This window comes from Ruegeria marisflavi (assembly GCF_025673445.1).
GTDB classification, from domain to species: domain Bacteria; phylum Pseudomonadota; class Alphaproteobacteria; order Rhodobacterales; family Rhodobacteraceae; genus Ruegeria_B; species Ruegeria_B marisflavi.
The window spans coordinates 1-19507 of the sequence record NZ_JAOVQN010000001.1; the positions used below are offsets into that span (position 1 = coordinate 1).

20 protein-coding genes and 1 tRNA gene are annotated in these 19507 nt (G+C 61.8%); 9 read left to right on the forward strand and 12 right to left on the reverse strand.

The genetic code is table 11. The features are described 5' to 3' along the window. Positions 1 to 381: 381 nt before the first annotated feature. Complete coding sequence (locus OEZ49_RS00005; protein ID WP_263386407.1) at positions 382 to 1401, forward strand: tyrosine-type recombinase/integrase; 1020 nt, start codon at positions 382 to 384, stop codon at positions 1399 to 1401. A gap of 155 nt (positions 1402 to 1556) precedes the next feature. Here the strand turns inward: OEZ49_RS00005 and OEZ49_RS00010 are convergent. Further along, positions 1557 to 1633: transfer RNA gene (locus OEZ49_RS00010), tRNA-Pro, on the reverse strand. A 191-nt stretch (positions 1634 to 1824) separates the two neighbouring features. Between OEZ49_RS00010 and OEZ49_RS00015 the strand changes: the two genes are divergently transcribed. Further along, a complete protein-coding gene (locus OEZ49_RS00015) occupies positions 1825 to 3354 on the forward strand; it encodes a Na/Pi cotransporter family protein (RefSeq protein WP_397545638.1) in 1530 nt (509 codons plus the stop codon). A 6-nt stretch (positions 3355 to 3360) separates the two neighbouring features. Here OEZ49_RS00015 and leuB read toward each other — a convergent pair whose 3' ends face one another. Together leuB and OEZ49_RS00025 are read right to left on the reverse strand one after the other, a co-directional pair. Next, positions 3361 to 4464, reverse strand: coding sequence for a 3-isopropylmalate dehydrogenase (leuB, locus tag OEZ49_RS00020; RefSeq protein ID WP_263386409.1), 1104 nt, complete (start codon positions 4462 to 4464; stop codon positions 3361 to 3363). 128 nt (positions 4465 to 4592) lie between these two features. After that, a complete protein-coding gene (locus tag OEZ49_RS00025; protein WP_263386410.1) occupies positions 4593 to 5489 on the reverse strand; it encodes a LysR family transcriptional regulator in 897 nt (298 codons plus the stop codon). A gap of 101 nt (positions 5490 to 5590) precedes the next feature. On the opposite strand from OEZ49_RS00025, the gene OEZ49_RS00030 reads away from it, so the two are divergent. Continuing rightward, positions 5591 to 6499, forward strand: a complete 909-nt coding sequence (locus OEZ49_RS00030; RefSeq protein ID WP_263386411.1) for a Rossmann-fold NAD(P)-binding domain-containing protein — start codon at positions 5591 to 5593, stop codon at positions 6497 to 6499. On the opposite strand, the gene OEZ49_RS00035 is transcribed toward OEZ49_RS00030, so the two are convergent. The 6 genes from OEZ49_RS00035 to OEZ49_RS00060 all read right to left on the reverse strand — a co-directional run bounded on the left by OEZ49_RS00035 (position 6449) and on the right by OEZ49_RS00060 (position 11570). Next, a complete protein-coding gene (locus tag OEZ49_RS00035; protein WP_263386412.1) occupies positions 6449 to 7522 on the reverse strand; it encodes an endonuclease/exonuclease/phosphatase family protein in 1074 nt (357 codons plus the stop codon). The genes OEZ49_RS00030 and OEZ49_RS00035 overlap by 51 nt on opposite strands. Then, positions 7519 to 8352, reverse strand: coding sequence for a hypothetical protein (locus OEZ49_RS00040; RefSeq protein WP_263386413.1), 834 nt, complete (start codon positions 8350 to 8352; stop codon positions 7519 to 7521). The genes OEZ49_RS00035 and OEZ49_RS00040 overlap by 4 nt, the downstream gene beginning before the upstream one ends. 350 nt (positions 8353 to 8702) lie before the next feature. Continuing rightward, positions 8703 to 9308, reverse strand: a complete 606-nt coding sequence (gene leuD / locus OEZ49_RS00045) for a 3-isopropylmalate dehydratase small subunit (protein WP_263386414.1) — start codon at positions 9306 to 9308, stop codon at positions 8703 to 8705. A 138-nt stretch (positions 9309 to 9446) separates the two neighbouring features. After that, on the reverse strand, positions 9447 to 9974 hold the full coding sequence (locus OEZ49_RS00050; RefSeq protein ID WP_263386415.1) for an HdeD family acid-resistance protein: 528 nt from the start codon (positions 9972 to 9974) through the stop codon (positions 9447 to 9449). 37 nt (positions 9975 to 10011) lie between these two features. After that, positions 10012 to 11418 carry a 3-isopropylmalate dehydratase large subunit gene (gene leuC / locus OEZ49_RS00055; protein WP_164130296.1) on the reverse strand — a complete coding sequence of 469 codons (1407 nt, stop codon included), beginning with the start codon at positions 11416 to 11418 and terminating at the stop codon, positions 10012 to 10014. A 53-nt stretch (positions 11419 to 11471) separates the two neighbouring features. Beyond that, positions 11472 to 11570, reverse strand: a complete 99-nt coding sequence (locus OEZ49_RS00060) for an isopropylmalate isomerase (RefSeq protein ID WP_164130297.1) — start codon at positions 11568 to 11570, stop codon at positions 11472 to 11474. 88 nt (positions 11571 to 11658) lie between these two features. Here OEZ49_RS00060 and OEZ49_RS00065 point away from each other — a divergent pair, with 88 nt between their 5' ends. The 5 genes from OEZ49_RS00065 to OEZ49_RS00085 all read left to right on the forward strand — a co-directional run bounded on the left by OEZ49_RS00065 (position 11659) and on the right by OEZ49_RS00085 (position 16033). Beyond that, complete coding sequence (locus OEZ49_RS00065; RefSeq protein ID WP_263386416.1) at positions 11659 to 13011, forward strand: mechanosensitive ion channel family protein; 1353 nt, start codon at positions 11659 to 11661, stop codon at positions 13009 to 13011. Positions 13012 to 13177: 166 nt separating this feature from the next. Further along, positions 13178 to 13537 carry a ribosome silencing factor gene (rsfS, locus tag OEZ49_RS00070; RefSeq protein WP_164130301.1) on the forward strand — a complete coding sequence of 120 codons (360 nt, stop codon included), beginning with the start codon at positions 13178 to 13180 and terminating at the stop codon, positions 13535 to 13537. 45 nt (positions 13538 to 13582) lie between these two features. Continuing rightward, positions 13583 to 14053 (forward strand): 23S rRNA (pseudouridine(1915)-N(3))-methyltransferase RlmH, encoded by a 471-nt coding sequence (gene rlmH / locus OEZ49_RS00075; RefSeq protein WP_164130303.1) that lies wholly within the window; start codon positions 13583 to 13585, stop codon positions 14051 to 14053. Between the two features lie 5 nt (positions 14054 to 14058). Continuing rightward, the gene (locus tag OEZ49_RS00080; protein ID WP_263386417.1) at positions 14059 to 14544 is read left to right on the forward strand and encodes a flavodoxin family protein; all 486 of its coding nucleotides are present in this window, start codon (positions 14059 to 14061) and stop codon (positions 14542 to 14544) included. Between the two features lie 79 nt (positions 14545 to 14623). Continuing rightward, entirely contained in the window at positions 14624 to 16033 is a 1410-nt protein-coding gene (locus OEZ49_RS00085; protein WP_263386418.1) for an adenylate/guanylate cyclase domain-containing protein, read from the forward strand. Between the two features lie 8 nt (positions 16034 to 16041). Here the strand turns inward: OEZ49_RS00085 and OEZ49_RS00090 are convergent, their stop codons facing one another. Both OEZ49_RS00090 and OEZ49_RS00095 read right to left on the reverse strand, forming a co-directional pair. Continuing rightward, the gene (locus tag OEZ49_RS00090; RefSeq protein WP_263386419.1) at positions 16042 to 17307 is read right to left on the reverse strand and encodes a lytic murein transglycosylase; all 1266 of its coding nucleotides are present in this window, start codon (positions 17305 to 17307) and stop codon (positions 16042 to 16044) included. 62 nt (positions 17308 to 17369) lie between these two features. After that, positions 17370 to 18059: a helix-turn-helix transcriptional regulator gene (locus OEZ49_RS00095; RefSeq protein WP_263386420.1), complete on the reverse strand. Its 690-nt coding sequence runs from the start codon at positions 18057 to 18059 to the stop codon at positions 17370 to 17372. A gap of 82 nt (positions 18060 to 18141) precedes the next feature. On the opposite strand from OEZ49_RS00095, the gene OEZ49_RS00100 reads away from it, so the two are divergent. Further along, positions 18142 to 18840: a glutathione S-transferase family protein gene (locus tag OEZ49_RS00100; RefSeq protein ID WP_263386421.1), complete on the forward strand. Its 699-nt coding sequence runs from the start codon at positions 18142 to 18144 to the stop codon at positions 18838 to 18840. Positions 18841 to 18843: 3 nt separating this feature from the next. Here the strand turns inward: OEZ49_RS00100 and OEZ49_RS00105 are convergent, their stop codons facing one another. Continuing rightward, complete coding sequence (locus OEZ49_RS00105; RefSeq protein WP_263386422.1) at positions 18844 to 19458, reverse strand: TetR/AcrR family transcriptional regulator; 615 nt, start codon at positions 19456 to 19458, stop codon at positions 18844 to 18846. Between the last annotated feature and the right edge of the window lie 49 nt (positions 19459 to 19507).

The window sequence follows — 19507 nt, forward strand, 5'->3', positions numbered from 1 at the left end:
GGGCAGCGTGTTCACATGGGTCAAATCTCGGTGGAAAATTATGGGGCTACCGGGTCACTTCTCAGCAAAAATCAACAGCGTAAGGCGATCCGGTGCTTCGAGTTCCCACCAGTGGACGTGCTGCGTCGCGCGGTAGTGGACCGCTATGATCTAAATGGGACTGGCGATGTCGAATAGTATCGACATCGACGCCCTAGGCGCGGGGGGCTTTGCCCCCCAGCCCCTTCCCAAGCTCATGACAGTGGAAGAGGCCGCCATGAGTATTCATGAGACGGTGCGGCCCAGCGCCATACGTGCCGCAATACGACGCAAAGACCTGAGCGCCACTAAGATTGGTCGGCGCTTCTACATCGAACAAGGCGAACTCAAAAGGTACATATCATGCCACGTAAAAGAAAACCGGCAAGGCTCTTTCAACGAAAGGACGACGGAGCTTGGGTCATCATCGATGGCGGCAAACACATCCGGACAGGATTTGGTGAAGGGCTTCGTGAGCAGGCAGAAGAAGCACTAGCCCAATACATTCGGGAGAAAACGACCAAAGAGATCGTCACGGTCGGGCTCGACAAGATCACGATCGGTGAAATTCTCGTTCGCTACGGCGAAGAGAGAATGGATGACGTGAAAGACCCAGAACGCCTTCTCAATGCTATAAAAGCCCTCGCCCCGTACTGGGCGGATAAGAGCGTTGCCGAAGTCAATGTCGCGACCTGCAAGGGCTATCTTCGTTGGCGCGGTATGTCTACGTGGACGATGCGGCGAGAAATGGGAACTCTGAATGCAGCACTTAGACTAGCGGCAGAACGTAGACGTATTCCATATGCACCGCCGGTAAAACTGCCGCCCAAAGGCGCCGCCAAGGATCTCTGGCTGAGAGATCAGGAGCTTTCGGAACTCCTCTCCCACTCCGCTCCCCACGTTCAACGCTTCATCCGCATCGCAGTCGCGACTGGTCGCCGAAAAGGCGCCATACTGGGCTTAAGATGGATGCCATCTCTAACGCATGGCTGGATCGATCTAGAACGTGGCGTGATCCACTTCTTGGGCAAGGCAGAGGAAGAGACGAAAAAGAAGAAGGGTGTGGTGAGAGTCCCGGAGAAACTTCTCGAGGAGATGAAGACTTGGGATCAGGACTCCCCCGCTGTCATAAGCTATGAAGGTAATCCAGTTGCAGATATCAAGAAGGCTTTCGCCGCTGCGGCGCGGCGTGCAGGCCTTACTGAGGTGACGCCCCACACGCTTAAACATACCGCAGTCACATGGGCGTTCATGGCGGGTATGACACTGGAGCAGGCTACGGACTACTTCGCCACCTCAAGGGATACTCTGGAGGATGTGTACCGATCCTACAGCCCGCATGCGCAGAAAGAGGCAGCGGCAATCATGGATCGGGTCCTCTAGACGCTTGAGTGATACCGCCTCCGCGCCGAAACGAAGCCCATCTGTCTCCGTGGCGTTGAGAACAAAGAACGGACAGAACCGCCCTGAAACGTTGCGGATATCATTGCGCCATATAGCATAGAAAACAAAAGGCCCCGTCAGGGGCCTTGTTTTATTGGTCGGAGTGAGAGGATTCGAACCTCCGGCCCCTGCCTCCCGAAGACAGTGCTCTACCAGGCTGAGCTACACTCCGACCGTGGCGGGTGATCTATACCCGACATTTCGCACATGCAAGAGGTATTCTGTTCGATTGCGAGGAATCAGAGCCGCTTGCCCGCCACGGGGAGTTGCGGGAAACTGGCCTTAAGCGAGCGGTGAAAAATGGACGGAAACTTCTTCTTACTGGTTGGCGGAATAGGCATGTTTCTCCTGGGGATGGAGATCATGACAGCCGCATTGCGCGATGCAGCCGGCAGCAACCTGCGAACGATCTTGACCCGATTTACGACCACGCCGATGCGGGGCGTCTTGACCGGTGCCGCGACGACGGCGGTGGTACAATCCTCTAGCGCGACAACCGTGATGACGGTCGGGTTTGTCGGCGCTGGGCTGTTGTCCATGCCTCAGGCGTTGGGTGTGTTGTTCGGGGCCAACATCGGAACAACAGCCACGGGCTGGCTGGTCTCCATCCTGGGCTTCAAACTCAAGCTCGGCAATATCGCCATGGCGCTGCTTTTGCCGGCGGCGCTGGCCGATCTTCTAGGCAGGGGCGCAATCGCACGGGCTGGACGTGTGCTCGCGGGGCTGTGTCTGTTGCTGATCGGCCTAGACCTTATGCAGTCCGGGGCAGGTGACCTGACCACCCATGTCACTCCGGACGTATTGCCCAGCGGGGGGCCGCTGGGGCTCTTGGCCATTGTTGGGCTTGGCGCGGGCATCACGATTGTGATGCAATCCTCCAGTGCGGCCATGGCTTTGTCACTGGTCATGCTGTCGGCGGGAGCGATTTCGCTGTTGCAGGCGGCGGCGATTGTCATAGGAATGAACATCGGCACGACATTTACCGCGGTGCTTGCCTCGACCGGCGGATCGGTCCCGATGCGGCAGACGGCCCTGGCCAATCTCTTGTTCAACATTGTGACATCCGTCATCGCCTTTCCCACTCTGCTGCTGATACGTCCGTTTCTGGAGCATATGGCCGATAACAGAGACGCAATGACCGCGCTGTTGGTGTTTCATACCGGGTTCAACCTGATGGGAACCGCGTTGTTCCTCCCCTGGACCGCCCTGTTCGCCGATTGGGTTGCGCGTATCATGCCGGACAAGAAACCCGACCGCCTGTTCATTCTGGACCGAGGAATACTGAGCGATGCAAACACTGCCCTGCTGACGGCGCAATCGGCGACGGCCCTGGTCGCCGCGCGGCTGTTTTCAGCGCTCGCCTCTGCAATGGCAGAACGACCGGATTATCGGCCACTGTCTGCGGTCGGACTATGTAGAGACGCCCTGGAGGATCTGCGCGGTTTCCTGTCTGAGGTCAGCCTTTCCAAGGAGCGCCGCACCGAGATGCAGGTCTATTCCGACCTGTTGCACCAGATCGACCATCTGTCACGATTGCTGGAGCGGACGACCCAGACCGAGAACATCGACAAGCTGTTGAACGACCGGCTGTTGCGCAGGCCAACCCTTGCCACTGGTGCCGCGCTTGGGCAAGCCAGTGGAGCTTTGGCTGCCAGTGGGACGGTCAAGAGGCTGGAACGCCTAGGCGGGATCGTTCACGCCCGGCGCAATCGTCACCGGCGCGCGATGCTGCTCGGGGAACATGCCGGATTATTCAAGTTGACCGAGGTCTTTTCGCACACCGATGCAATGCGCTGGCTGGATCGAGTGCTGCACCATGCCGAGCGCGTCGCGCATTATCATCGGTCGGCGGCCGGTGGATTGCCTGCGGCGGACGGGTCCACCGCAGGCTGAAAGGTTTTACAGGCTGGCGTCGAGCGCGGCCACCACGGCATCGCCCATCTGGGTAGTCGAGACGGGCGTTACCCCTTCTTCACCCAACAGGTCCGCTGTGCGTACGCCATCGGCCAACACCTTCTCGACTGCGGCTTCCAGGCGGTCCGCCTCGGCGCCCTGGTCAAAGCTGTAACGCAGCGCCATGGCAAAGCTGAGGATACAGGCGATCGGGTTCGCCTTGCCCTGGCCCGCGATGTCGGGGGCAGAGCCGTGTACCGGTTCATACAACGCCTTGGGGCGGCCATTGGCCATCGGGGCGCCCAGCGACGCCGACGGCAGCATGCCCAGAGACCCGGTCAGCATGGCCGCACAGTCAGACAGGATGTCGCCGAACAGGTTGTCGGTCACGATCACGTCGAACTGCTTGGGTGCGCGAACTAGCTGCATGGCGCCGTTGTCGGCGTACATGTGGCTCAGTTCCACTTCGGGATAGTCCTTGCCCACCCGGGTCACCACCTCGCGCCAGAGCACGCCGGATTCCATCACGTTGGCCTTTTCCATCGAGCAGAGCTTCTTGTTCCGGCGCATTGCCAGTTCAAAGGCGGAACGCGCGGCGCGTTCGATCTCGCTTTCGGTATAGCGCTGGGTGTTGATACCCACACGTTCGTTGCCTTCTTCGAAGATGCCGCGCGGTTCGCCGAAATAGACGCCCGAAGTCAGTTCGCGCACGATCATGATATCGAGCCCGGCCACCACGTCCTTTTTTAGCGACGAGAAGTCCGCCAGGGCATCGAAGCACTGGGCCGGACGCAGGTTCGAGAAAAGGTCCATCTCCTTGCGCAGGCGCAACAGGCCGCGTTCGGGCTTCAGGCTGAAATCGAGGTCGTCGTATTTCGGGCCACCAACGGCGCCCAACAGGACCGCGTCTACCTCTTGGGCCTTGGCCATGGTTTCATCGGCCAGCGGCACACCGTGCACGTCATAGGCCGCACCGCCGACCAGGTCTTCGCTCACGTCGAATTTCAGGCCTCGATTGGCACCGAACCAGTCGATGATCTTGCGCACTTCGGCCATGACTTCCGGGCCGATACCGTCACCGGGAAGGATGAGGAGCGAAGGGTTGGGCATGGGGCGTCTCCTAGCGTTACGTCGCACTCGCCCTAGCGTGGCGCGCGCATCCGGTCAATGCGGCGCAGGACCCAAAATCAACGGAAAACACCAGAAAACGGGCGGTTTGGGGCCTGGGAGGCTTTGTCTTATATCCGGGCTGTGCGCAATCCGTCGGCCAGCAGGTCCCAGACCCGTCGGATGCGTGGCGTTTGACGCATCGCCTGGGGTGCGGCCAGCCAGACTTCGAGCCGCGGGATCTGCAAGTCGAACGGAAGGATTTCGACCAGCGGGTCGTGTTCAGCGATGGCGCGCTGCGAAAATCCGATGCCGCAACCGGCGCGGATCAACTGCCAATAGGCGCTTTGATTGTCGCAGCGCACGGCGAAGTCATGCCGGGTGGCGGGCCAGTCCAGGGATTGCATTGTATTGATAATCAACGGGTTTTCATCGAACCCAACAAGGTCGTGGCTCAGAAGGTCCTGTGCGGTGGCGGGGCGGCCGGCGCGGTCCAAGTAAGAGGTCGCGGCGCAGGCGCACATTTCGATGTCGCGGATGTGGCGTGCGACGATGTCCACCTGCCGTGGCCGATACATGCGCACGGCGATGTCAGCGGCGCGGAACAGCAGGTTTTCCGAGGCGTCCGTGGGCACGAGTTCCAGCTTGATCGAAGGCTCAAGTGCCCGTATTTGCGAGATAATTTCCGGCAGAATGTAATGGGACGCAAACACCGAGGCGGTGAGGCGAACAGTGCCCGCGAGGGTTTGGGACTGGCCCTCGGCCGCCAGTGCAATAGCGCTCAACGCTTCTTGGGCCTGTTGCGCCAGCGGCAGGATACGCGTGCCCGCCTCGCTAAGCTTCAAACCCCTTGGGTGCCGTTCGAACAGGGAGAGATTCAGGGCTTTTTCAAAGGCTTGGATGTGACGACCCAGGGTTGGTTGGCTGAGCGCAAGGCGCCGTGCGGCAGCGGAAAGAGAGCCGGTTTCGGCCACCGCAAGAAAGCTTTGAACATACGACCAATCTGTATGGGCGGGAAGTCTATCCATTCACAGATGAATACACGAAATACGAATTTGTGCAATTTATACATGCCGGACAGACGACTATGTCCATTTTGTACCATGATGTACACGACAGGAGACCAGCCATGACCCAGACAGTTCTGATCCTCGGCGCCTCGGGTCGGTTCGGCCGCAATGCGGCAATCGCCTTCCGCCGGGCGGGTTGGGCCGTGGTAGCGTTCGATCGCAAGCGCGACGATCTGCACAGCGCCGCGCGCGGGGCGGATGTGATCGTGAATGCCTGGAACCCGCCATACCCGGACTGGGCGCGGCAGGTGCCCGGGCTGCACGCGCATGTGATCGAGGCCGCGAAAGCCGCAGGGGCGACCGTCATCGTGCCCGGCAATGTCTATGTGTTCGGCGCACAGACGCCAGAGCCCTGGGGGCCCGATACGCCGCACCGCGCGACCAACCCGCTGGGCCGGATACGGATCGAGATGGAAGCCGCCTATCGCGCCTCGGGTGTACGCACAATCATTCTAAGGGCGGGCGATTATCTGGATACCGAAGCCTCGGGCAATTGGTTCGACCAGATCATGATCAAGCCTCTGGAGCGGGGGCGGTTCACCTATCCCGGCAATCCCGACATTGCCCATGCCTGGGCGTTCCTGCCCGACCTGACCCGCGCCACTGTCGAACTGGCGGAACGGCGGGAGGCGCTGCCGATATTCTGCGATGTGACATATGCTGGATACACGGCGAGCGGGCGGGACATCGCGCAGGCCCTGACAGAGGTGACAGGCCGTCCGGTGACGCTGAAACAGATGAGCTGGCTGCCATTGCATTTGGCGCGGCCATTCTGGCCGTTGGCGGGGTGCCTGCTGGAAATGCGGTACCTGTGGAACACGCCGCATCGGCTGGATGGTGCGGTGTTTGATGCGCTGCTGCCGGAGTTCCGGCAAACGTCGCTGATACAGGCGGTGGCACAGGCGATACCACCCGGGTTACGGCAGGGCGATATCCACCCAGACCAGCCGGTGGCGGCTGGCGTCTGAGGTTTCTCGTGCACCGGGTTCCCCGGCTGCGGGCCAGAACACGCCGGTGTCGATGACCTGCCAGTGGGCCGAGGGCAGGACATAATCCACCCGGTAGCGGCCTATGCCGGGCCAGTCGACCGTGTCCTGCGTATCCGGCCCCCGGTGTCCCTGCGCGCCCACCGTGGCGGCACCAGTGCTGGTGGGGGCGGGGTCTTGCAGGCGGGGGTCTGCCAGCAAATCGCGTAGGGTCTGGTTGAACCCCTCGCCATCCCATGGGTCGAGATTGCTGCCGCCGAGCAGCACGAAGGGGGCGCCGGGCAACGGCCCGAGCCCACCGTCCAACAGCACTTGCCAGATCCGGTTTTCGTCGCGGTTTCGCAGGCCATTGCGGTCTTCGGGACCGTCGAACACGGGCGGACCTGCCTGATAGGTCAGGAGCGAGACCTGCCCCGCGGGCGTGTCGATCGGTACCAGCCAATGGCCGGTCGATGACAGGCGCTGCGCGGCCTGTGCCGCGACCGAGGGAAAGGGTTTGCCGTTCCGGGTGGGCAGGGTCGCGCCCGGCAGGTCGCGCCACAAGAGCGCGGAGAAATCGCGCGCCTGCTCCGCCAGGATGGGAAAGCGCGACAGGATGGCGATGCCGTTCTGGCCGGTGAACCGACCATAGCCCTGCGAATCTGCGGCGTCGCCGGTGTACCCGTCGCCGTCGAGATCCAGATCGCTGGCAAGACCGCTATTGGGGCGGTTAGCAAAGAGATGCGGCATGAACCAGCCCGCTTCGGCCAAACGGGCCGAAAATGCCGCCAGCGCGCGCGCCTCCAGGTCCCAATCGACACCCTGCAAGGCGAGGATGTCGGGCTTGTTTCTGGCGATGACAGCAACGACGGCGGCAACCTGTTTGTCCCGCCCGCTTTGGATATCGCGCAGCATCAGGCCGGGGCCATCGCGACCCAGCTCGGCGTTGAATGTAGCGATACGTAGCGGTTCGGCGTCGGCGCACGTGGTTAACAGCGCCCAGAGCAGTACCGCCCGGCGGATCATGTCGTTGGTATTGCCTCGGCGTTCAGATAGGCGCGGCGACGCTTTTCCTCGATCATCTCGGAAATCCGCATCATGGCCAATCCGCGCATGATCATCGACGCCGGAAGGAAGGCCCAGGCGCTCATCGTCCAGATCAGGGTTTGGGGGCTCTGCAAGCTGACCGGGTTGATCAAGTCGGCGGCCATCTTGACGATAGCGGGAATGAAGAACGGCAGCAGGACACCAAGGATCATGTTGAACCGGCCGTCCCGTTGCATCCGAGCGACGACATCGCCGCCGGTCGTCGGGTCAAACAGCGGTAGATTGATCCAGACGTTGAAAGCCCCATTGCCGGTTGGCCATCCGCGGACCCGCACAGCGAACCAGAAGGCCAGAACGGTAACAAGCGCGATAATATAGGTCACGGCGGCCGCGATGCGGACGTTCTGTATCAGTTCGGGTGCGGCACCTGCCGGTAGCATCAGAACAACCAGACGGACCGGCGAATATGGAAAATCCGCGAGACGTGCGATCGTCAGCCCAAGACCGGAGAAAAGAGCGGTGATGTTGGTCGGCTCATAACTGTGTTTCACGATCAGTGTCAGGCAGGTGATCATGGTCATCAGTGCGATGAACCGCATCCGGTTCAGCGGCGGCGCATCCCGGAATTCGATAAAGCTGGGAAAGGCCGAGCTATATTCGGAGAATGTCATTACAAAGCCGAGGATCGCCAAAAGAACGACGATCTCGGTCGATGTAGCAGCGGTGCTGGGCAGATACAGTGCAGGAATGACGACGACCAGCGCCACCAATATTCCACGCAGAGCTGCGCCCGTGATGCGTCCTATCACTGTCCGATCCCTTCAAACTGGACAGGCCGATGCGTTGCCGAGCCTTTGTTCCAACTTGATCCCGCCTGCGGCGAGTGCCTCATTTTGGCCTCATTTGTGCCGCCATTTGGTCACGCGCTCAAGCTGTTGAGTCACGAGACCCGCCATTTGGGGCGAAATCATGGCGAAACTGGTGCCTTCTTGCATCAGAAAGGGTGAATTTTTGGGTCGGGTGGACGAATAAAACCACATTTAGTGGTTGTGACGTTGCCCGTGCATATTCCACTTATGATTGCGTGTTTGAACCGCGTAAAAAAAGCAACGCCGCACCTTAAGGGTGCAGCATTGCCAGGTATCTTGATCCGGTCAGGTCAGACCCAGGGGCGCGACTGGGCGGACTGAGATTCGAACGTGTCGATGGCGGCGGCCTTTTCCATGGTCAGGCCGATATCGTCGAGTCCGTTGAGCAGGCAGTGCTTCTTGAAGGCGTCGACCTCGAACGGGATAGTTTCGCCGTCAGAAGTGGTGATCTCCTGCGCTTCGAGATCGATGGTCATCCGGGCGTTTGCGCCCTTCTCGGCGTCTTTCATCAGGGTGTCGATCTGTTCCTGCGGCAAAACGATGGGCAGGATGCCGTTCTTGAAGCAGTTGTTGAAGAAGATGTCGGCGAACGAGGTCGAGATCACGCATTTGATGCCAAAATCCTTGATCGCCCATGGCGCGTGCTCGCGCGACGAGCCGCAGCCGAAGTTGTCGCCGGCCACCAGGATCTCGGCGTCGCGGTACTGAGGCTTGTTCAGCACGAAATCGGGGTTCTCGGACCCGTCGTCGTTGTACCGCATCTCGTCGAACAGGTTCACGCCAAGGCCAGACCGCTTGATGGTCTTGAGAAACACCTTGGGGATGATCATGTCGGTGTCGATGTTGATAAGCGGCATCGGCGCGGCGATACCCTGCAATTTTTCGAACTTGTCCATATCCAGGCTCCTGGTTCGGGCCCGCGTTTCATGCGGGCGCTAATCTCTGATAGGGATCGGGTTTGCGCATTCAGGCAACCCGATCCAGTTTCAAAGAGTCACAGGCGCGGACGGACTGTCCCCGGTCCCGTGACCCGGTTACGCGTGTTTTCCCGCGCTGCGCACGAAGAGCGCGGCGAAGATCAGGCCGAAGCCGTTGAAGAGCATCTCGATACCCATGAGGATACCCAGAAGGCTGAACGCCAGGCCAACCCCCGCATTCGCCATGACATAGGCGGCAAGGCCCAGCGACAGGATGCCGGAAATGAGTGTCGGCAAGAACAGACCGGTGCCGCGCATCTGGAACGACAGGATGATCCGGGCGATGCCACCAGCGGCAAACAGGATCATCACCACCGTGGCGAGCGTCAGCGTGCCTTCGAGCGGGTTCTTCAGGAACGACCAGCCGAGGAACACCATGATCAGACCCATGATGATCGACAGAATCTTGTTGCCCGCCCCTTCGACGGTGAACCCGCCCACAACCTGAAGTCCGCCGCCGATCAGCAGCATGATTCCTGTCAGGGTGGTAATTGCCACCGATGCCACCACCGGTGCTCCGAGGACGATAACCCCGAATACGACCGATAGCAGGCCCAGCAGCATCAATTTCAGCCAGTCACTCATTTCCGTATCCCTCAAAAAGTTAATTTGTGAGGGTAGTTTACATCAGTTCGCGCACATCTGTCAGCTTTCCCGTGATTGCCGCAGCGGCAGCCATCGCGGGGCTGAGCAGGTGGGTGCGTCCGCCGCGGCCCTGACGGCCCTCGAAGTTGCGGTTCGAGGTCGCGGCACAGCGCTCGCCCGGCTGCAACTGGTCGGGGTTCATAGCCAGGCACATCGAGCAACCGGCAAGGCGCCATTCGAAACCGGCCTCCTTGAAGATGTCGGCGATGCCTTCTTCCTCGGCCTGGGCGCGGACAAGGCCCGAGCCGGGCACGACCATGGCGCGAATGCCGTCCTTGATCTTTTTGCCTTTCAGGATCGCGGCGGCGGCGCGCAGATCCTCGATCCGGCCGTTGGTGCAGGAGCCGATAAAGACGGTGTCGATCTCGATATCCGACAGTTTCTGGCCGGGAGTCAGACCCATGTATTCGATCGAGCGGCGCGCGGCCTCGACCTTGCCACCCGTGAAATCCTCGGGGTTGGGGACGGTCGCGGTGATCGGCAGCACGTCCTCGGGCGAGGTGCCCCAGGTCACGACGGGGGCGATATCCTCGCCCTTGATCGTCACCACCTTGTCCCAATGGGCGTCGTCATCGGAATAGAGCGTTTTCCACCAGGCCAGCGCGGCTTCCCACTGGGCGCCCTTGGGCGCGTGCGGGCGGCCCTGGACGTAATCGAACGTCTTCTGGTCGGGCGCGATCAGGCCAGCGCGGGCGCCGCCTTCGATGGCCATGTTGCAGACGGTCATGCGGCCTTCCATCGAGAGATCGCGGATCGCCTCGCCACAGTATTCGATGACATAGCCGGTGCCGCCGGCGGTGCCGGTCTTGCCGATCACGGCCAGCGTGATGTCCTTGGCGGTGACGCCCGGGTTCAGCTTGCCGGTGATCTCCACCTTCATGTTCTTGGATTTCTTCTGGATCAGCGTCTGGGTGGCCAGAACATGTTCGACCTCGGAGGTGCCGATGCCATGGGCGAGCGCGCCAAAGGCGCCATGGGTGGCGGTGTGGCTGTCACCGCAGACCACGGTCATGCCCGGCAGGGTCCAACCCTGTTCGGGGCCGACGATATGCACGATACCCTGACGGATGTCCGAGACTGGGTAATAGTGGATGCCGAAATCGCGCGCGTTCTTGTCGAGCGCCTGCACCTGGATGCGGCTTTCCTCGGTCATCTGCGCGGGATCTTCGCGGCCCTCGGTCGTGGGCACGTTGTGGTCCGGCACGGCGATGGTCTTTTCCGGCGCGCGCACCTTGCGACCCGCCATGCGCAGCCCTTCGAAGGCCTGCGGGCTGGTCACCTCGTGTACGAGGTGGCGGTCGATGTAAAGCAGGCAGGTGCCGTCTTCGGCCTGGTGCGCGACATGCGCATCCCAGATCTTGTCATAGAGTGTCTTGGGGGACATCTGTCCTCTCCCGTGTTTTGATGGAATTAGCTGTGATCATGGCTTGGACCACCTTATAGGCGGGCCAGCACCGACCGGGTCGCGCCGAAGAACCGCTCGCGCAGGCGGGCGCGGTCCTGAAGGTTCATGTTCGGTGCGTTATAGGGTTTCATGAATGTCCAGATACAGGTGTCCCCTGAGTCTCGCAAGGTCTTGCGAAACAGGGTGTGGGACTGTCAAGCTGGGGGCGGGAGCGACCGAATGAACAATGACATCCTGCCCGCCACGCTGGAAGAGCTGTTGGCGGCGATCCTGACCACCGGCCAGAAACTGCTGGAGCTGTTCACGACACCGGGTTGGCGGCAATACCAGATGCTGGTCATCGTGGCGCTGGTCGCCGTGTCGATGCTGTTGTCGCTGATCACCCGGCGGTACTGGGAAGACTGGGCGCGGACGCGCGAGGGCTGGCCGAAATGGAAGCTACGCACGCTGGTGCTGCTGATGCGGCGGCTGTCGCTGTTGTATTTCGTGGTGCTGAGCTGGATCGTCTACCTGGTGATGCAGCAGGCCACATGGCCGTCGCGCAGCTATCTCATCGGGGTGGTGGCAACGCTGGCGACCGCGCTTTTGGTGATTGCGCTGGTCGCGCGGGCGGTGCGCAACCGCACGCTGCGGCTGATCTTTCGCTGGTCGATGTGGGTCTATGCCACGCTTGTCGCGCTGAACCTGACCGATACGGTTGCCTCGTTCCTCGACGGTGTTGCCATCGAGGTGGGGGCGCTGCATATCTCGGTGCTGGGGATCCTCAAGGCGGCGTTGCTGATCGGGGCGCTGATCACGCTGGCGCGGCTGGCCTCGCACGGGGCGTCGAATGCGCTGAAGCGCAACGACGATATCTCGCCCTCGATGCAGGTGCTGCTGGGCAAGGCGGTGCAGGTGTTGCTGTATGGCTGGGTGCTGATCGTGTCGATCCGCACGCTGGGGTTCGACCTGACCGGGCTGGCGTTCCTGTCCGGTGCTATTGGTGTCGGCATCGGCTTTGGCCTGCAAAAGGTGGTGTCGAACCTGATTTCGGGCGTGATCATCCTGATGGACCGGTCGATCAAGCCCGGTGACGTGATCTCGCTGGGCGAGACCTTCGGCTGGATCAACGCGCTGGGCGCGCGATATGTGTCGGTGGTGACCCGCGACGGGCGCGAGTACCTGATCCCGAACGAGGATCTGATCACCGGGCAGGTGGTCAACTGGTCCCATTCGGACCAGTTCGTGCGGCTGGACCTGACATTCGGCACCAGCTATGCCGACGACCCGCATGTGGTGCGTGCGGTGGCGATCGGGGCGGCCAAATCGGTCAAGCGGGTACTGAGCGGGCCGGGCCACGACCCGGTGTGCCATATCACCGGTTTCGGCGACAGCAGCGTCGATTACATTCTGCGCATCTGGATCAGCGATCCCACCGCCGGGCTGACCAACATCCGCGGCAACGTGTTCCTGGCACTGTGGGATGCGTTCCAGGCCGAGGGAATCTCGATTCCCTTCCCGCAGCGCGAGGTGCGCCTGCTGGGAGATGCGCCCGAAACAGGGGCGGATGCGCAACAAATCGGGGCAGAGTGAACCGACGTTGCGCTCATGGCGCCAAGGTTCATTGAATTGTCGTCACCGGATTGCTAAATTTACCGAACCCCAGCGTCGGGGGAACTGTCGACGCGTTGTATAGGAGGACGATGTCCTGTTACCTCATTCCGTGGCGGCCGAGGCCGTCCAGTCCGGGGCCGCGCTGATGGCTTCAACTGACACCACCAGCGAATTGCTGCTGGAGCGAATTCTTTCTTCCCTCGATGATGACAAGGCCGAAGACGTTGTGCAGATCGATCTGCGCGGCAGGTCCTCGATGGGCGATTACATGGTGATCGCGTCGGGGCGTTCGACCCGTCAGGTCTCGGCCATGGCCGAAAAGCTGGCGCAGCGCATCAAGGATGAATTCGGCTTCACGGCCAAGATCGAAGGCAAGGACGCCGGCGACTGGGTGTTGATCGACACCGGTGACGTGATCGTTCACATTTTTCGTCCCGAGGTTCGCGAATTCTATCAGCTGGAAAAGATGTGGCTGCCGCAGGGCGCCAGGGCATCGGCCAACTAAGGCGGTCCGCCGGTCCCGATTGAGGGGCCGGAGAGACGAAAGAGCATGCGTGTCAGCATATGTGCGGTCGGCCGAATGCGCGCCGGACCGGAGAAAACCCTGATTGACGACTACATGACCCGGTTCGAGCGCACTGGCCGTGCGCTGGGCCTTGGTCCTGCGCGCGTGGTCGAGGTCGACGACCGCAAGGGTGGCGGCATGGGCGCCGAGGCGTTGTTGTTGCGCAAGGCGGTCCCGGCGGGTGCGGTGCTGTGCACGTTGGACGAGCGGGGCAAGGTGATCTCATCGCCCGATTTTGCCGATCGGCTAGCGGGCTGGCGCGATGCCGGGCGGCAGGATCTGGCGCTGGTGATCGGCGGGGCGGATGGCATCGACCCCGACCTGCGGGCCGAGGCTGATTTCTCGATTTCCTTTGGGGCGATGGTCTGGCCGCATATGCTGGTGCGGGTGATGCTGGCCGAGCAACTCTACCGGGCGGCCACCATTCTGGCCGGCAGCCCCTATCACCGGGTCTGACGGGCATGGCGGGCCTGCTGATCGTCTATCATTCCAGAACCGGCGGCAGCCGTCAGATGGCCGAGACCTGTGCCGACGGAGCCCGGACCGAAGGGCCGGTTCTGCTCCTCGGCGCCGAAGAGGCCGGGCCAGATCACCTGTTGGCGGCGGGCGGCTATGTGTTCTGCTGTCCCGAGAACCTGGCGGCGATCTCGGGCGCGATGAAGGAATTCTTTGATCGCTGTTATTACCCGGTCTTGGGCCGGATCGAAGGCCGGGCCTATGCGCAGATGATCTGCGCTGGGTCCGACGGGCAGAACGCCGCCCGGCAGGTGGCGCGCATCGCCACCGGCTGGCGCCTGAAAGAGGCGCAGCCGCCCCTGATCGTCTGCACCCATGCGCAGACGCCCGAGGCCATTCTGGCCCCCAAGACCATCTCTGCCCCGGATCTGGAGACCTGCCGCGATCTGGGCCAGGCGCTGGGCGCCGGGCTGGCGATGGGGATTTTCTGAGAAAGGCACGTTTTCCTTGCCGCCTTGTGCCGGGCAACGGTACCCTTCCTTTCTGTCGAAGGTGAAAGGAGACCGGGCAATGCTGGCCGATGTCTGGCTTGCTATCCGGAATTGGGCGACCGAGCGACCAGAAGGTGTGGACGACCGGTTGGCCCGTATCAACGTTCTGGCGCGGGTCGGGTTTCCGAATGCGTTGATGGTTCACGCCGCCTTTGTGTTCCTCTTCTGGTATCTGGAAATCTGGCCGCTGATGATCTTCAACATCTTCAGTGTCCTGCTTTGGGCTGGCGCGACCTGGTGGATCACGATTCACAATATCCTGCACAGACCGCTGTTCTATCTGTGCCAGTTCGTCGAGGTCCCGCTGCACGGTGTTGTGGCAACGGTCTATCTCGGGCTTGCGCCGGGGTTCTTCTTTTACCCGCTGCTGACGATGCTGATCACCTCAATCCTGACCTTTGTCAGTCGTCCGATGCGGGCCGCGCTGTGCGTTATCTTTATCGTGTCGCTGGCGGCCAGCGGCGCCTATGTCATTTCCGCCGAACCGATTGCACCGCAGTCGGCCACATTCGACGCGGTTCTTTTCGCGATAAATTCGGTCATGTTCGCCAGCATGCTGGCCATGCTGTTGGGGGTGTTCGAATGGCTGGAGGAAGTGTCCGAGACCGAACTTGTCGAGTCGCGCCGGCGTTTGGAGGCGGTCTCGGCGCATCTGGCCAAATATGTCTCGCCGCAGCTGTACCAGGCCATTCTGAGCGGGAAACAGGAAAGCCGCGTGGTGTCGCGCCGTCGCAAGCTGACCGTGTTCTTTTCCGATGTCGTGGGGTTCACCGAAACCGCCGAGCGGATGGAATCGGAAGAGCTGACGGCGCTGCTGAACGAATACCTGACCGAGATGTCGAAGATCGCGCAGGCGCATGGCGCGAATTTCGACAAGTTCATCGGTGATGCGATCGTGCTCTATTTCGGTGATCCCGACACGCTGGGTCCCGAAGGGGACGCGCTGCGATGCGTCGAGATGGCCTGTGCCATGCAGGAACGAATGGAAGAGTTGCAGCAGCGCTGGAAGGCGAAAGGGCTGGAGCATCCGTTCCGCATCCGCATCGGCATCAACACCGGCTATTGCACGGTGGGCAATTTTGGCAGTGACGAGCGGATGGATTACACCATTATCGGGCGTCAGGTGAACCTGACCGCGCGGCTTCAGGCGGCGGCCGAGCCGGGGCAGATCCTTTTGGCGCACGAGACCTGGGCGCTGGTGAGCGACCGGGTGGACGTCGAGCCCGGCGAGACGGTCACGATGAAGGGGATCGCACATCCGGTACGCACCTATCGGGTGGTGGCAGGTGTGCCGCCTCGGAACCCGGTGGTGAGGGTGGACACGCCGGGGATCAGCCTGCGGCTTGATCCGGCTGGCATGGACGAGGCCGCGCGGGCCGAGGCCGCAGCGACGCTGCGGGCGGCACTGGGCGCGTTGGAAAAACAGTAAACAGCGGGTTATTGCGCCTGCCGCAGCCGTTCGAGCACCCGCAGCGAGGCATAGCCGTCGGGCATGATCCCAAGCGACAGCTGATAGTCGCGCACCGCGTTGATGGTAAGCGGGCCGATCTTGGCGTCGATCTTTTGCGTGTCGAACCCGGCGACGGTCAGGCGCTCCTGCAACTCGATCCGTTCGTCGAATGTGAGCGCGCGGTCCTGGCGTGGCCAGTCGCCGCGGATCGGGCCGCGACCGGCGATGCGGTCACCCAGGTGACCGACCCCGATCACATAGGCATCGGCGGTGTTATAAGTCTCTAACACAGCGAAATTGTCAAAGATCATGAAGATCGGGCCGGTGCCGCCGCCCGGCAGCAGGATCGAGGCCGGACCATGGTCGGGGACTGGTTTTCCGTCTGTGTCCCGAATGCCAAGCGCCGCCCATTCGGACGGCATCCGCGTCAGTTCCCGCCGCGCAGTGGCAAGGTCGAAACCCTGCGGCAGGGTCACTTCGACCCCCCAGGGTTGGCCGGTGACCCAGCCGTTGGCCTTGAGATAGGCGGCAGTCGAGGCCAGCGCGTCGGCCGGGTTGTCCGACCAGATGTTGCGCCGTCCGTCGCCATCGAAATCGACCGCGTGATCGCGATACGAGGTGGGCATGAACTGGGTATGCCCCATTGCGCCCGCCCAGCTGCCGCGCATGTCGGCGAGCCGGACCTCGCCCGCATCGAGGATTTGCAGCGCCGTCAGGAACTGTTCGCCAAAGAATTCGGGCCGTCGCGTGTCGAAAGCCAGCGAGGCCAGCGATTTCAGCGTACTGTCATTGCCGCGCACCAGCCCATAGGCGCTTTCCAGCCCCCAGATGGCGGCGATGACATGGCGGTCGACACCCCATTGCGCCTCGATCCGGTCGAACAGGGCGGCATGGCGGGCGACCGCCTTTATCCCGGCGTCAATGCGGGCAGAGGAGACCGCGGTGTCAAGATAGTCCCAGACGGTCTTGGTGAACTCGGCCTGGTTGCGGTCGCGGCGCACCACCTCGGCGTCATAGGTGAGGCCGGGCAGGGCGGCATCGAGCGTTTTTGCGGACACGCCTTGGGCCAGGGCCTGGGTCCGGAACTCGGTCAGCCAGAGCTGGAATCTGGCTTCGATGTCGGCTGTCACGGGTGTTGTCATCGCGGGTCGGCTGACAGGGCGGGCAGAGCTGGCCACGGCCAGTACCAGAGGAGCTTCGGCCAGTGCCGGAGCGCCAAGGCAAATCGCCAGCGTGAGGGTGAGTGGTTTCATGCTCTGTCCAGTCCTGCTGCCCGTGTCTTTATTTAGCGGCAAACCGGGGCTCGACAAAGGGGTCAGGCCGGTTGCGCGCGGATCTGTGCCAGCGCATCGCGCAGCATTGGCACCCGGCGGGGGCGAAAGCTGTCACCTGTCACCACAAGGTCGCGCATCCGGTCGAGCCGGAACACCCGCACATCCGCACGCAAGAGGCACCAGGCGATCAGCACGCTGGAGCGATCCATGTAGACGATGGACAGCGGATAGACTGTGCGCTGGGTCTGCGCCCCATGCATGTCGGTATAGCCGAATGCAACGGCAAGCTCGTCCCAGGTTGCGGCGCGCAGGGTGGCGACCGGGATCGTCGGCGGTTCGGGTCGGTCGAACCGGGTTGCGGTCAGCACCGCGTGGGTCAGCCGGTGCGACTGGCGCGGCGGCAGGCGGCCCTGCAACTTGCGCAGGGCCTGGCTAGCGGCCTGGCTAAGGTCGGGGTCGCCGATCAGCTCGGCCTCGCGCAGGCCAAGCACCAGCGCCTCAAGCTCGTCATCGGTAAACCCCAGCGGCGGCAGGGTCGCGTCCTCGATCAGGGTAAAGCCGAACCCCGCCTCACCATCGATCACGGCGCCAAGGCCACGCAGGGCATCGATGTCACGGTGGATCGTGCGAGGCGAGACGCCAAGATCCTGCGCCAGCGCGGCGGAGGTATGCGGCGGCGGGCCGGAGCGCAGCGCCTGCATGAGCTGGAACAATCGGGCAGTTCTGGACATGGGTTATGTTGACCCGGATCTGATGACAGAAATTGTCATCTGACTATCCTATCCCTCTGGACATCATACAAGGATGAACCCGATGCTGACCCTCTTGACCTTTCCTTCGGCCTTTGGCCTCTATTCCGGCAGCCCGTTCTGCGTGAAGGCGGCCTATATGCTGCATCTCTCTAGGCTGGATTGGCGTCGGTCCGACCTGCTCGATGCCCGCAAAATGCCCCATGGTAAATTGCCGGTCTTACGTACGCCTGAACGGCTGTTGGCCGATAGCGACGCTATCCGCAACTGGCTTGAGGCGGAGGGGGCGGAATTCGATCAGGGTCTGAGCGATCTGCAACGGGCGCAATCGCGGTCGATGATCCGGATGGCCGAGGATCATTTGTACTTCCAACTTCTCATGGATCGTTGGAGCGAAGACGAGGTCTGGCACCTTCTGCGCGATCGCTTCTTTGGTGAGGTGCCGCGCCTGATCCGCAATCCGGTCGCCAATGGCGTGCGGCGGTCGGTGTTGCGGGGCCTGAGGGCGCAGGGCATGGGGCGGTTCAGCACGGCAGAGCGGATGGACCGGGCAGAACGGGATTTAGAGGCGATTACCGCCTGTCTGTGGCATGGGTCGTTTTTGCTGGGTGATCGGCTTAGCGCCGCCGACCTGTCGGTTGCGCCTATGCTGGCGGCGATGCGGGCGACGCCGGTATCCACGACTTTGCAAAGGCGCGTCGCGGGGGACCGGATATTGTCGGATTACATCGATCAGGTGGATGATGCCGTGGGGATTTCATAGGTTCTAGTGCAAGCTGTCGGCCGCCGGGCCAGCGGTTAGCCCACGCCGCAGAATCTGGTCGAACTCGGCGCAAAAACTGCGGCTCAAACTATCGTACTGATCGTCGCCATACATACCTGCAAGCGTCGCCTGGGACGTCGCGAAGTAGCTGATGGCACCGAGCAGGTTATAGACAAAGGCCAGTGTCTGCGCCCGGTTGGCGACCCGCCAAGCTGGGCATTTCAGGATGTCATCGGTCAGCGCGTCGAGGAAGGGCTTCAGGTACCATCGACCCGCTTGTTCGGCGCGCTGAAGGTTGTCCAGCAGCTCGCGCTGGATCAGCCGGATATCCTGTGGGGCAGCAAGGGCGTCACGCAGAAAATTGTGGAAATAGATGGCGACCCTGACCTGGGGATCGGAATGGTCCGATTCGATATCGTGCATCCGGGTCATGAACCGAACCGATAGCGCCTGAAACACCTCGCCATAAAGCTTCTCCTTAGTGCCGAAATGGTGGATTAGCGCCTGTTTGGTCAGCCCTAGTTCGGCTGTTATCTGTGCAAGGCTGACACCGTAAAAACCCCGTTCGGCAAAGAGTTGCGTCGCCGCAGAGATGAATTGTTCAGGCGTTTTGGACATGGTTTCCCCCTTCTGTCGGGGTCAGAATAACAACTCTCTTGACGACTTA